The 11,785-nt window shown below is 38.0% G+C and carries 17 protein-coding genes; all 17 read right to left on the reverse strand.

The window, feature by feature from the left end; genetic code table 11:
* Nucleotides 1-25 precede the first annotated feature (25 nt).
* The 17 genes from EK386_RS02215 to EK386_RS02285 all read right to left on the reverse strand — a co-directional run bounded on the left by EK386_RS02215 (nt 26) and on the right by EK386_RS02285 (nt 11,783).
* Nucleotides 26-985, reverse strand: coding sequence for a phage major capsid protein (locus EK386_RS02215; RefSeq protein ID WP_126657386.1), 960 nt, complete (start codon nt 983-985; stop codon nt 26-28).
* A gap of 21 nt (nt 986-1,006) precedes the next feature.
* The gene (locus tag EK386_RS02220) at nt 1,007-1,636 is read right to left on the reverse strand and encodes a DUF4355 domain-containing protein (RefSeq protein ID WP_126657387.1); all 630 of its coding nucleotides are present in this window, start codon (nt 1,634-1,636) and stop codon (nt 1,007-1,009) included.
* Between the two features lie 31 nt (nt 1,637-1,667).
* Nucleotides 1,668-1,853, reverse strand: coding sequence for a ribosomal-processing cysteine protease Prp (locus EK386_RS02225; RefSeq protein ID WP_126657388.1), 186 nt, complete (start codon nt 1,851-1,853; stop codon nt 1,668-1,670).
* A gap of 65 nt (nt 1,854-1,918) precedes the next feature.
* Nucleotides 1,919-2,083: a hypothetical protein gene (locus EK386_RS20150; RefSeq protein ID WP_158674360.1), complete on the reverse strand. Its 165-nt coding sequence runs from the start codon at nt 2,081-2,083 to the stop codon at nt 1,919-1,921.
* 50 nt (nt 2,084-2,133) lie between these two features.
* Nucleotides 2,134-2,295 carry a hypothetical protein gene (locus tag EK386_RS20155; protein ID WP_158674361.1) on the reverse strand — a complete coding sequence of 54 codons (162 nt, stop codon included), beginning with the start codon at nt 2,293-2,295 and terminating at the stop codon, nt 2,134-2,136.
* 19 nt (nt 2,296-2,314) lie between these two features.
* Complete coding sequence (locus tag EK386_RS02230) at nt 2,315-3,223, reverse strand: phage minor head protein (RefSeq protein WP_158674362.1); 909 nt, start codon at nt 3,221-3,223, stop codon at nt 2,315-2,317.
* Nucleotides 3,189-4,586 carry a phage portal protein gene (locus EK386_RS02235; RefSeq protein WP_126657390.1) on the reverse strand — a complete coding sequence of 466 codons (1,398 nt, stop codon included), beginning with the start codon at nt 4,584-4,586 and terminating at the stop codon, nt 3,189-3,191. The genes EK386_RS02230 and EK386_RS02235 overlap by 35 nt, the downstream gene beginning before the upstream one ends.
* A gap of 1 nt (nt 4,587) precedes the next feature.
* Nucleotides 4,588-5,901: a PBSX family phage terminase large subunit gene (locus EK386_RS02240; RefSeq protein ID WP_126657488.1), complete on the reverse strand. Its 1,314-nt coding sequence runs from the start codon at nt 5,899-5,901 to the stop codon at nt 4,588-4,590.
* Nucleotides 5,901-6,806: a terminase small subunit gene (locus tag EK386_RS02245; protein ID WP_126657391.1), complete on the reverse strand. Its 906-nt coding sequence runs from the start codon at nt 6,804-6,806 to the stop codon at nt 5,901-5,903. Before EK386_RS02245 ends, EK386_RS02240 begins: the two co-directional genes overlap by 1 nt.
* Before the next feature lie 685 nt (nt 6,807-7,491).
* Entirely contained in the window at nt 7,492-7,938 is a 447-nt protein-coding gene (locus EK386_RS02250) for a helix-turn-helix domain-containing protein (protein WP_126657392.1), read from the reverse strand.
* A 74-nt stretch (nt 7,939-8,012) separates the two neighbouring features.
* On the reverse strand, nt 8,013-8,342 hold the full coding sequence (locus tag EK386_RS02255; protein ID WP_126657393.1) for a hypothetical protein: 330 nt from the start codon (nt 8,340-8,342) through the stop codon (nt 8,013-8,015).
* Between the two features lie 184 nt (nt 8,343-8,526).
* Nucleotides 8,527-8,949, reverse strand: coding sequence for a RusA family crossover junction endodeoxyribonuclease (locus tag EK386_RS02260; RefSeq protein ID WP_126657394.1), 423 nt, complete (start codon nt 8,947-8,949; stop codon nt 8,527-8,529).
* 89 nt (nt 8,950-9,038) lie between these two features.
* Complete coding sequence (locus tag EK386_RS02265; RefSeq protein ID WP_126657395.1) at nt 9,039-9,224, reverse strand: hypothetical protein; 186 nt, start codon at nt 9,222-9,224, stop codon at nt 9,039-9,041.
* A 51-nt stretch (nt 9,225-9,275) separates the two neighbouring features.
* Nucleotides 9,276-10,253 (reverse strand): DNA-methyltransferase, encoded by a 978-nt coding sequence (locus EK386_RS02270; RefSeq protein WP_439331222.1) that lies wholly within the window; start codon nt 10,251-10,253, stop codon nt 9,276-9,278.
* Nucleotides 10,254-10,286: 33 nt separating this feature from the next.
* On the reverse strand, nt 10,287-10,478 hold the full coding sequence (locus EK386_RS02275) for a helix-turn-helix domain-containing protein (protein ID WP_126657396.1): 192 nt from the start codon (nt 10,476-10,478) through the stop codon (nt 10,287-10,289).
* A gap of 12 nt (nt 10,479-10,490) precedes the next feature.
* The gene (locus EK386_RS02280) at nt 10,491-11,255 is read right to left on the reverse strand and encodes a hypothetical protein (protein ID WP_126657397.1); all 765 of its coding nucleotides are present in this window, start codon (nt 11,253-11,255) and stop codon (nt 10,491-10,493) included.
* A 9-nt stretch (nt 11,256-11,264) separates the two neighbouring features.
* Nucleotides 11,265-11,783 (reverse strand): dUTP diphosphatase, encoded by a 519-nt coding sequence (locus EK386_RS02285; RefSeq protein WP_126657398.1) that lies wholly within the window; start codon nt 11,781-11,783, stop codon nt 11,265-11,267.
* Nucleotides 11,784-11,785 lie beyond the last annotated feature (2 nt).

The following is an 11,785-nucleotide window of genomic DNA, read 5'->3' on the forward strand; positions in this document are numbered from 1 at the left end:
AATAGAGCAAGCCGAAGCTCACTCATTAAGGTGTAACGTCTGGTGTAATAGCAGCGAATGCATCTTCTGCTAATGTTGTAAATGCTACTTCTTGAGTCACACGTAGTGCGAACATATCACGTTCAAATAAGTTAATTGGGTTGCCGCTACCATCTTGGATAGTTGTTAACGTCGCGTCAGTAGAAATTGTATATTCCATACCCGCAGGCATTCCGTAACGAGTCATATCCCAGTTACCCGCAATTAATAACGCCTTTGCATAATCCCATGACTTAGAATCAGCATAGCCGATTGGTAAACCTAGAGCCGTTGAAGTTGCACCAGCCGTTGCATCTGTGAAAATCGGTTGATTGTTGCCGTCTTTTGCTCCACGTAATTTTTGTTTGAATTTACGAGTAGTCGTAAAACCATCTGGATCTTTGTCAGCATCTTCAATTAAAGCCATCACTGCGTTTAACTCATCGTATAAGTTAGTTAGTGAATTAAGCTCCACTGTATTACCAGCAGTTGTAATACGCTCCCATACAGACGTACCTACTTCAAATGGAGAACCTACACCAAATAATCCCGCTTGGTCAAACTTGATTGCGAATGCTTCAGCAATAGCCGGACGCATTTGAGTGAAGAAGTCTTGCACACTGTATTTTAAAAACTCTTTTGAAACTGGAATAATTACCCCTAATTTTTTAGCTACGATTTTCGCATCTAACCATGTAGCCTTTGACGTTTGGATACGTTCACCTTCACCTACCCAGTAAGCCCCAGGACCACTTGCTAAATACGTGAATTTTTTCTCCTGCTTCGCCATCGGTTCGTATTTCGCTAAACGAGTAAGCACCGATTGTTGCATAAACTCTGTAACTACTAACTTACCTTCTTCAGCCGGTACTGCTCCTGTTGGCGCATCTTGTAATAAGATGTTTGCCGGGTTGAATGTATCGAATTGTGAAATGTTAACTTTTAAACGTCGTTTTACAGTTTTCATAGATTGTTTCCTCCAATATGTTTATTTTCGTAATGAAACTTGATTAGCAATCGCGCCGAAATCAATAGCGCCACCGCCACCACTTTCTCCATGATCAATCCCTCGACCATGCTCTTTGAATTTCGCATCTACAGCCGCTTGAATCGCTTTTGTATGTGCTTCTTCATATTTCGTTAAATTAGCAAGAGTCGTTTCCTCATCAGCACCAATTAAATAATCAATAACTTCTGTTGGTAATTTCTTTTCTTGAGCCACTTTTAAAGCTTTAGCGGATAGATCAGCACGTTCACGACTTTTACGTTCCTTTTCGATCTCTGCACGAAGTTTTTCAACCTCTTTTTCAGCAGGAGATTTTTCAGGATTACGCTTATTAACCTCTTCCTCAATAAGTGATTCAAGGTTGTTCGCTTTCCAAGTTTCGAGCGATTTCGTGAAGTGTGCATCCAATTTCGGTTGCAACACCTTTTTACCTTCAGATGTTTCTAAGAAAGGTTTCACATTGTCAGCAGTGAGTACATTCGACTTGTAATAAGCTTTTACTTCCTCATTGTCCTTATTAGAATCTAGGAAAGCTTTCACTTGTTCGAAAGTAAGCTCACCATCAAATTGCTTAATATTAACTGGTAAACGTTTTTTGAATACTGATTTCATTTCATGTTCCTCCTTACCAAGTAGTTCGAGCCTACTTGTCGCTTTCAATTATTTTTACTGATAGATCATGTGGAAATTGTTCTTCTAAGTCTTGTAAATAACGCACAGACGATTGTAAGAGAGTTGAAACTGCAGCACATACCGTCGATTGTGTATGCCCTTTTGCTTCAATCTTTAAATATCCGTCTGGATTAGTCGTGACTGTGATTTCAGTCATTCTTAACACCCTTTCAAATGCCCTTACAGTACGAGCCAGTAAGTGCAAGGTTAAGTACTTTACAGTTAGTTATTTTTAATAAGTTCGTAATAACCTAAATTGCTGTATGGAACAAAGCCTAAAGTGGTTTCTTTATTAAGGAAGAAGACACCCTGTTCAGCATGGTAAACCTCCGTTACCCCTTCCAACGTTACATACATTTTATCTAAAGTGGAAATGCCGTATTTCATATTGTCACACCCCTTCAATCCATAATAAAAAGCCGTATCACTACGACTCACTAACCCATCGATATTCGTTGTGCGTACAGTAAACCGTCATGCGTAGCGATCATAAGCACATCGCCCTTTTCATCACGAAAAATAGTAGCCTGCTCTGTCGTTTCTACAATATGGACGTCCTGTACGGTTCGTTTCTGTTCACCACTCGCATAGACGAGCATTACTTCATAAACCACCGCATCACCTCATAGCCTTTTGAAATTCTTCAAATGTTTGTTTGGCTAAATCATCATTGGTTTTACCTTCAACCTTATCAATCTCGTAAATCAAGATACATCTGCAATGAATATCGTGATGGGCGTAGCCGGTATTACCTGGAGCAATCCCCTTTTCTCCGTTACCTAAATCAAACAAATCATTAACAGGGATTTTTACATGATCCATTTTGACGTGATTGGCTTTTGGCGTTTTACGAACACGACTATCTTTCATATTACGCCACTTTTTCACCATGATAATACCTTTAGAATTAGCGTACTTAGCGCTATCCAATGTCCCTTGCTCACGCACCCGATGAGTTTCAGTTCGAGTAACACGAATTGACTTTGTATAGTCACCTTCAAACATTTCTGTCATACTCGAAGCCATCTCTTTGTAAGTAGAACCTCTTACAAGGCTCTGTGTGACGTTTTGTTGAATCTTATATATTATGTCTCTACGATTCTTTTCTAACGTTTCTGAGAGCGTTAGACCTTTCACTGGGTTATTAATTGCCGCTTTGATTTGTTCAATTGCCAATGAAGTATAGCCAATTGCTTTTCGAGCCTCTTTTTCAATCGCCCAACCCATCCACTCATAGGAGTACATGTAACTTTCAGATAACAGTGTTGTAATAACTGTTTGAGTTTGTTTAGACATTGCATTGACATGCTCAATGATGGTATTCATTAACTTTTTCAAACGATCATACTGCATCATTTGCTCATAAGTAAGTTTACCATCAGTTTCATACTTCTCATAAATCAGACCAATTTGGGCAAGTACTTCTTTAACTAATTTTTGATAAATAGTTCGAATACTTTTTTCAGTTTTCGCTAATTCTTTAGTGTTCCACTCACTTAGTTTCCGTGCGTACTTCTCCAGATCCATTGCCTTCACCACCATCCATTAAAGGTGGGATTGAATCACGTTCTAGTTCCTTTTGTTCTAGCTCGTATTCAACATCATCCACAACCGAAAGTGTAGATAGTGCGGTTTTTTCAGACGTAATTGCAGTTAAGGTTACGGCTGTTTGCGCTTCTTCTAGTAAATTTACTGGAAGGTTACGTTTGAAGCCAAACCAAACTTTTAAATAATCATCCTTGTCGCACAATCCTCTCTTAGACCATGCAGAACAAAGCACCTTAAATTGATAACGAAGTGCAGCAACCATTTTCCGCTCCATCGTAATACATTTATTTTCAAGGGACATGAGCTTATACTTCATGGCCACGCCGGATAAATTGTTACTGAAGTTTTCATCCGTAAAATTGACCGATTTCGCAAAACGAAGGATGTTTTGTTCTAAGCGATTGAGATGGTTTTCAATCATTGTGTCGTTAATGTCTTTGGTTAAATAATTAAGACTATCGTTTTCCCCGAATAATTCAAAAATCCCACCTTTTTTTGCTTTCTCCAGTACCTCATCATCTGCACCCATCCCTTTTAAAACAAGATAGGCTAAACGGTATTGCTCAATTTCATTGGATGCATCAGAAAGAGTCCTGTCGTATGCATCAATTAACGACACCACTTTTTCAGCATCTGCCATTAACTCTTCATTGTTCGGCAAACCAAATAACGGACAGTAATCGAATGTGTGTAGTTCCTTTTCAATCAGCGATAATCCATTATCACCTGTTTCAAAAACATAAAAATAAGCGTCGTCGTAAAACTCGACACGCTGCTTGTTTTTATCTATCTCAAAATAACGAATTGCAAATTCTGGTTCCGTGTAGTCAGATGATGAAATTAAAATGGTTTCCCACGGATCAATGTTGACGATTCGCTCTTTTCCTTCAAAATCAATGTAAGCAAGTCGAGCACTATAACCACAAATCGCGGCTTTTTTACCCCATTCACTGTCTTTGTCCTCGACATTGTTTCTCAGGTTGAATGCTTCAATTTCATCTTTTAATTTTTGGAATTCATTTTCTGTCTTCTCGTCCACTTCATACGAAATAGGATGACCGAACATATACCCGATTTTTGTATCAACAATTTCTGCATCAAATGCATTATTTAAACGATTGTTCACCTTATCGTCAAGTCGTTCAACAATACCAGTTTCGAAATCATCTACTTGTATTGGTCCTCGTTTGAATATCGGAACACCTTGAACCGATGCTTTATACCGTTCATAAGCGAGAATACGTTTTGAATTGTCGGCTTGATGTTCTTCTATCGCTTTTGCAATAATGCTTGGGTCTGCTCCTTGCGCTTTAAACAATCGCAGAAACTTGTATAAATTCATGCTATACCTCCTTAAACGATTCTGCATTATGACCTTTTAGAGATGCTACTTCATAATCATCTAAGCCGTACCAAATTGCAGAAAGAGTATGTGGATCAATGTTAAATTCATCTTCACTAACTTCTCCGTGTGCATCTTGTTTAAATGTTAAAGTTTTTAGCTCACGGATTGTGTTAATGCATTCATTTGAACAGATGATTTTCTTAAATCGCTTCACTTTTTTAGTATATTGAGCCCTCGAACCTGCAAACTTTTTAGCTGGAAACATCTTAAAATGTTGTTGTCTAAAATAAGCGATCGTCTTTGGTTCTGCACTATCTGCCTTAATAACAATTTTCTTCAAATGTTCCAAGTCTTTCGCTAGTTCAACATCGGTTAACCCTTTTTTGTAATACTCCCAAAAGATGTACAAATATTTTTTCTCATGATCAATGGCCATTCGAATGACTGCATTGTAAGAAGTCACAAAACCAAAGTCCATCCCATTTTTGAATAATGGTTTATAAATACCTTTGATTGCCTTAATAACCTCTTCATGCGGCTGCACTTCAAATTGCGGGAACACTCGAATACCATTTACACCGAAACGACCTAAACGGGCAATACGATGTAAATCTTGGTCATAACTACCGATTGCATCTAGTTCATCGATATACGATTGTGGAAGAAATAAGTTATCGTCTGCCGTTGAATGATGATAATAAGTATCTCCAACTAAAATTGTGCGCTTTTCATAAAGTTCGTGGTCATCCAGAACAAAATAATCGTTAAGCTCATCTTTGAAGAAGTGTTTAAACGTCCAGTTATCTTCACCTATCGGATTGGTTGAAAGAATCATATGAAGTGACAAACTACGATGGCGCAAACGTCCAATCAATTCTTTGAAACCCTCATATTTGACCTCCGAACACTCTTCAAGCCAAATAATTGAGATGTCATGAATCGATTTTAGTTTTGCCGGTTTATCCATCCCTTTAAAGATGATTCGAGATCCATTCGAAAACACAACCTCATAAGGACTTTCTTTCGCTCTCGCTTTACCTTTAGCAATTTTTTTGCGGCCAGATTCGTCCAACATATCCAAAGTTTCTAAAATGTCTTTGAATAGCGCAAAGGTACTGTCTTTATGAGTATCGTAAACTTCACGGATAACTAATATTTTGCGTTTCTCTTGTATTGCTTTAAGCACTAGTTTAAGCGCTACATGATACGACTTACTGGAGCCATAACCACCAACAAGAAACTGAAACTTTTGGTTCCAATCAAATAAAAAATCCTCGAAATGAGGATTCACTTCCTTATCGATAACAACCATCAATCTCTCGCCTCCTTACGACGGATAACGATTTCGACTGATTCTTCTTCACCGTTACCTTCGCTTAAGGATTCAATTTCAGCCTTTGTTCTATCAATGTTTAATTTGGCTTGTTCAGTTTGTAACTGCTTCAACTCACGCTCATTTAATAAATCCTTATGCTTCGATAAATATTCAAGCGCCTTCATTTTGTCGGCTAATTTGACGGTTATACCATCCTTACCCTGTTTGACCTCGGTAACGAGTGTTCCATCGATTTCATCCGACTCATTTAAGTGAACGTAGTTGAACGAATAAGTTTTGACGTTCCCGTTCATATCCAATGCTGGTTGCCCATCCTCTTGGTACTCAATCTCTTCTTGACGACCAAACTTTACGTAATCAGTGATATCGGCGAACAAGATGTCAATCCACTTTTGTATGAGTGTTCGCTCGTCTAAGAGCGCATCTTCCGTTAACCCATCTCGCACCCTTACTATTTCTGCACGAATGTTAGGGTTTGCAAGGAGTTTAGAGCCTTCAGTTCTAGCTGTATCATATGCACAACCGTATGCTTTCTTATAAGCCTTTGTAGCATTCCAATACTTCACGTAATAACTAATAAAAAGTCGTTGCTTATCGGTAAATTCGTCACTCTCTAGCTCAATGACTTCTACCGATTCAACGACTTCTTTTTTCGTTTCAATATTCTTGGAACTGCCCGTTTTGTTATTAGGAGCGCTCTTTTTCGATTTAGGAGCGCTCCCTTTCAATTCATCATCCCATTTGTCAGTGGCTTTCCATTTTCGAATAGTGCTACTAGTTACCTCGAATTGTTCAGCCAAATCAACTAATTTAATTTCACCCTGACTCTTTAACCAAATATTTTTAGCTTTATCCCTTCTAGGGTCTCTAGGTCTAGCCACCTCTCATAACACCACCTCCATAATTCATCGCATGTAAGTCATTCGTTTTGTGTATTTATATATCTTCCACAACTTTTAGTCTCAGCAGTAAGCACTATCTTTGGACATGAGTGGCAAAGGAATAAAACACTCGATAATGCTCACTGCTCAAAATAAATCATTCGAGCATGGATTTGATCTTGCCGCCGCATTCACATACGTTTTTATAAACCTTGGTACCCGGTTTGCTCTTCTCATGATCTAACTCCGCAGGACGTTTGCACTTTTTACATTGCAATACATATCTCATAGAACTCCCTCACTTTAAAGGCATAATAAAAAGCAACCACCCATCCTCATAAGTGGTCGCTTTCTTGTGTTGTGGTAAAAACCGTTATAGCAATAAAGGCAACTGAGCCTTTCGTAAATTTGTAATTAAATTAAAAACCATATCCTAGATATATTAATGCATTTTATTTTTTGTATTTTTCGTATTTATATATATAACTAATATATTTAAAGAGATTATTTAATAAAAATCACCCCTCTCAAATACTGGGACGGCCGTGTTGTCGCTTCTGCGATGTACGATTTCATCGCGTGTCGTCGGTCGTCTTTTTCTCTTTTTTCATTGAAGAAAATTATGGAAAGACCGAATGATTTACCGCACCGTCCTCCCTCACAGTATACAAATTTTTAATAGATTCTACGAAACATTAGAAATATCGGAAATAGCGGAAATTTCGGAAATGCTTTTCGCTATTTTCCTTAAAATATTTCTAACCTGTCTATCGGTAATACCTTCAAGCTCAGCAATGTGTTTGGTTCTCATGCCCGATAACTTCCAATGCAAAACATTAACTTCTCTGCGTTTTTTAATATACGGTACTCGTTCGTCTATAAAATTAATTCTTTTCATAAAGTCTTTTTCCATAACACCCGACAAAATTTTATGCGCCCCAGAAAAAGCTTGTCTAAATGTTGGATCACCAGTGCCATTCCCTTTTGGCATTCCTAAATTATCATAGTCCGCAGTAACGCTATAACTGTATGGACTTTCTACATGTAGCCCTATTGCCCTTTTCATGTTGAAATAACTATCTATAATCTCTAATACCTCTTCTGAACTGTAATAAATTTGCCCTTTGCCCATACCATGCCCTCCTGGTATAATATATTTGCGCATATATTTGAGGGCTGTGGCATAGGCTGCAGCTCTTTTTATTGCTACAGAAATTCAAAAATATTAGTTTGTTCCACCACTGGACTATCCGTAATTTTCCTCAAAGCAAATCCTGATGTGATGATCTCCCATCCTTTTTCATTTCGAATGTGAAATTGTGTGCCTTCGATTTGTATAATCTTTGCTATTTGCCAATGCCCCCATACCTTTGTTTCAACCTTTTCACCGACTGAAAAACCAAAATCGTATGCAGCATGCAATTCACTCCATCTTGGAACTAACTTATTGCGTTCCTGATAATTTCGTACTTTTTCAAATTCGCGCATTTGATTACCGATCGATGTCATCTCAGCAAATATTTCATCATTCGTCATATACCAACCACTCGCCCTCTGACCGTTTCATTCAAGACCTTCCCAATCTGTTGGAACTCATCATAAATCGCACAACCAGTGCACACCTTCACATCATTCTTGGCGTTTTTATTGATACATTCTTTGCAATGGATGGTAAAAAGCATCTTTTGTCGCTTGCAGGCTTTTAGTCGCCTCGGCATGTCTATAACACCCATTCAACCGTCACTACTGCTCTAGGATTTTCGCTATACCATTTACGGGCTACTAACTCAATAACTTGGCTATCGTCATGCCATAAAACCTTGCTCAGCCCGTCTTTAATGCCCTTTGCTAAGTTATCGATGTCTGGTTTGGTTGTTGGTCTTAATTTTCCTTCGCCAATTAATTTCATCTTTGGTCCTGTTTGTTTATCCTTTGGAATCTTTCGATAAACGTCGATTGTTAATTTGATTGGCTCAGTAATAAGTACATCTGGAGCATGTTGTGATGCAACTAGTCGAACAAACGATTTATAGTCTCGACTTTCTTGTGGATCCACTGCTTTCACACCATTACCAGCTCGAGAAAACTTTGGTCGTTGTTGCGCTTGAACGTCTCCTGGTATTTCGAATTGTATTTTGCCCATGTTGCCCTCCCTTCCCTTACACATAAGCTATTAGTAAGATAGTTACGTGCAAGGGTGTTTGTTTTGGTGTACTTTGGTCGAAGTGTGCATTAAATCCATGCTCCATCTTTAATAATTTCATTACGTTCTTCTACTGTTATTTCTTTTACTACACAACCGATGTTAATTAAGCGTCCTCTCATTGCCTTTGATTCTTCATCGCTTTGAACTCTTCTATCTATCAGGACTTGTGATTTACCAGAAGTTGTTGAAATTAAAAAATACGGTTTATCCAAAAAATTCTCTCCTCTCTTTTTTACTGCACAATTTGGCTCTTTCCCAAGTGTTCAGCAACTTAATTCATGTATGAGCTCCAGCTGAACTTCACTTAATCGTTTTTTAGCAATCTCAATATACTTTTCATTAAGCTCAATACCAATAAAATTTCGAGAATGTTTCAATGCTACTAATCCGGTAGTTCCCGAACCAAAGAATGGATCCATTACAACTCCATCAGTTGGACATCCTGCTAAAATACAAGGTTCAATTAAATCTTCCGGAAATGTTGCAAAGTGAGCTTCTTTTAAGGGTTTTGTTGATACTGTCCAAACAGACCTCTTATTTCGTTTATCCCGAATTGCTCTGAATGCTTCATTACCATACTTACCTTCAAACGAACCTCTAGGTTTATCCTCTCTTTTCGCCTTTTGCGATGGTCCAAAAGCTCCTTCTGAACCTCTAACATCTAAAGTTCCATAAATAGCCGGTTCTTTAATTAATTCGTTATCATAAAAGTATTTTTGATTTTTACTTAGTAAAAATAAATACTCATGAGATTTTGTCGGCCGATCAGTAACACTCTCAGGCATTGCGTTTGGTTTATTCCAGATAATGTCTTGTCGTAAATACCATCCGTCAGCTTGTAATGCAAACGCCACTCTCCACGGCAATCCAATTAAATCTTTTGGTTTTAATCCTGTAGGAACATTATTAATCTTTGTTTCTACACCTTTAGGATCTGGTACATATACATGCTTTTGTTTATCCTTTTCGGACCATGCACCCTTCCCACTTCCTGCGTATGCATCCCCTAAATTGAGCCATAAAGTGCCATCGTCTTTTAGAATTCGTTTAACTTCTCGGAATACATCTACAAGAGCCACTACATATTCTTCAACTGAATTTTCAAGCCCAATTTGGCCATCTACTCCATAATCACGTAATCCCCAATACGGTGGACTGGTAACTACGGTATTCACACTTTGTGAAGGCATGGTTTTTAGGACCTCAAGACAATGTCCTTGATAGATTTTATTAAGCTCCAAATCCTCACCTACTTCCTGAACAATTTGTCTCAACTATTCATCCAACTTAATCAACTGCAACCGATTATCGACCCCTTTTTTCGCCCTACGTCGATAAACACCTGATTGATAAAAGCGAATCGTTTCTGGGAGCACACCGCGGTCTTTAGCAATTTCACGAATCGTTCCAATTGCCACTAGTTGTTCACCTTTGTAAAGTGCATATTCCAATTGTTTACGTCCCAAATCAAAACCACCTCAGCTAGATTTCCTTTTACGAAAATTATGAATACCTTTTTCTCTCAAGCGTTTTCGCCTATAACGAATATCGTGAATTTCCCTACCTAATTCCTCAGCGATTTCTTTATCTGGCAATCGTTGTTTATCCATATCCATTAACATATCAATTTCAATTTGAGTCCACGGCAATCGGTAGCGTTTTCGTTCTGCCACACCCTCGGAGACTAACTTTCGGTAGCGGGCTTTTACTGCTCTGACACTTCTTTCTAATGCTGAAGCAATAGTTTCGTACGCATCACCCTTCTTTAGACTGGATAAAAGGAATTGATCTTCTACTGGTCTCCAAATCACATGATGACGTTTAATTGCTGCTTTTTGAGAATTTTTATAGGCTTCATCTAACCAACTCGGTTCGGGTATTAGTACACCCCGTTCCATTCTTGAAAAATCAATTAATTGCTTATGATTTTTTGCCCATGACCAAAACTCTCCAACATCGATAAAATAATAACTTTTTGAAAGGATTGCTTTTTGACGATATTTTAAGCCGGCTTCAAACCAACGTTTAATCGTGCGATTATTTACCTCTAGAAATTTAGAGAGTTCATGGAGCGTTATATAACCGCCTGCCGTTAACATAGTTAGACCAAGTCTCCTTGCTTTACCAATAACCGCTATTTCTGTACGTTCAAGATGATTAGCGATTTTCGAAACATGACATTTTCCAAAGTGAGCTTCTAAATAATCAATATCTTCTTGTGTCCATGATTTTAGGTGTGACATGTAATCACCTCAATAACCAGTGTTTTGTCTTCTGTGATTTTCTGAATTCTTTTCGAAATATGCAGCTTCGATTTCGTCCCAAGTGAAACCTAGCATTTCAGTTAAAACAGCAAACCTAGTCATTACCACGCTGTAGCCTTCATCGATTTCGCCATAATTCCATAAATCAGTGAAATCACTTATTAAGGCAATTATTTGATCAGTAATGCTGTCATAGATGCAATATTGATTTCTTTCAATACTTTCTTTTTCAAAAATACAGATACTTTCTAAACCTTTACGGTGATGAACCATGTTACCGATTGCTAACAAGAAACTTAAAACATCTGCTATTTCACCACGTAACCCCGGTTTAGATTGTTTATTCACTTTCCAATGCTTGAATCCTTGCCATTCGTTACTCATTTCACCTAATTCAACGATTAAAGCAAGAATCATATTATTTAGCGGCACATCTTTTAAACCTTGTGTATTGACAATGTGCTCGTCCAGAACTCGTTGTGCTTTGAACAATTTTTGTAATTCCATAT

The sequence above is a fragment of the Lysinibacillus antri genome (assembly GCF_003977595.1).
In the GTDB taxonomy this organism is placed as follows: domain Bacteria; phylum Bacillota; class Bacilli; order Bacillales_A; family Planococcaceae; genus Ureibacillus; species Ureibacillus antri.

Coding starts and splice junctions, on each gene's coding strand:
- EK386_RS02215 (WP_126657386.1), bottom strand. CDS start 985: ATGAAAACTGTAAAACGACGTTTAAAAGTTAACATTTCACAATTCGAT.
- EK386_RS02220 (WP_126657387.1), bottom strand. CDS start 1,636: ATGAAATCAGTATTCAAAAAACGTTTACCAGTTAATATTAAGCAATTT.
- EK386_RS02225 (WP_126657388.1), bottom strand. CDS start 1,853: ATGACTGAAATCACAGTCACGACTAATCCAGACGGATATTTAAAGATT.
- EK386_RS20150 (WP_158674360.1), bottom strand. CDS start 2,083: ATGAAATACGGCATTTCCACTTTAGATAAAATGTATGTAACGTTGGAA.
- EK386_RS20155 (WP_158674361.1), bottom strand. CDS start 2,295: ATGCTCGTCTATGCGAGTGGTGAACAGAAACGAACCGTACAGGACGTC.
- EK386_RS02230 (WP_158674362.1), bottom strand. CDS start 3,223: ATGGATCTGGAGAAGTACGCACGGAAACTAAGTGAGTGGAACACTAAA.
- EK386_RS02235 (WP_126657390.1), bottom strand. CDS start 4,586: ATGAATTTATACAAGTTTCTGCGATTGTTTAAAGCGCAAGGAGCAGAC.
- EK386_RS02240 (WP_126657488.1), bottom strand. CDS start 5,901: ATGGTTGTTATCGATAAGGAAGTGAATCCTCATTTCGAGGATTTTTTA.
- EK386_RS02250 (WP_126657392.1), bottom strand. CDS start 7,938: ATGGGCAAAGGGCAAATTTATTACAGTTCAGAAGAGGTATTAGAGATT.
- EK386_RS02255 (WP_126657393.1), bottom strand. CDS start 8,342: ATGACGAATGATGAAATATTTGCTGAGATGACATCGATCGGTAATCAA.
- EK386_RS02260 (WP_126657394.1), bottom strand. CDS start 8,949: ATGGGCAAAATACAATTCGAAATACCAGGAGACGTTCAAGCGCAACAA.
- EK386_RS02280 (WP_126657397.1), bottom strand. CDS start 11,255: ATGTCACACCTAAAATCATGGACACAAGAAGATATTGATTATTTAGAA.
- EK386_RS02285 (WP_126657398.1), bottom strand. CDS start 11,783: ATGGAATTACAAAAATTGTTCAAAGCACAACGAGTTCTGGACGAGCAC.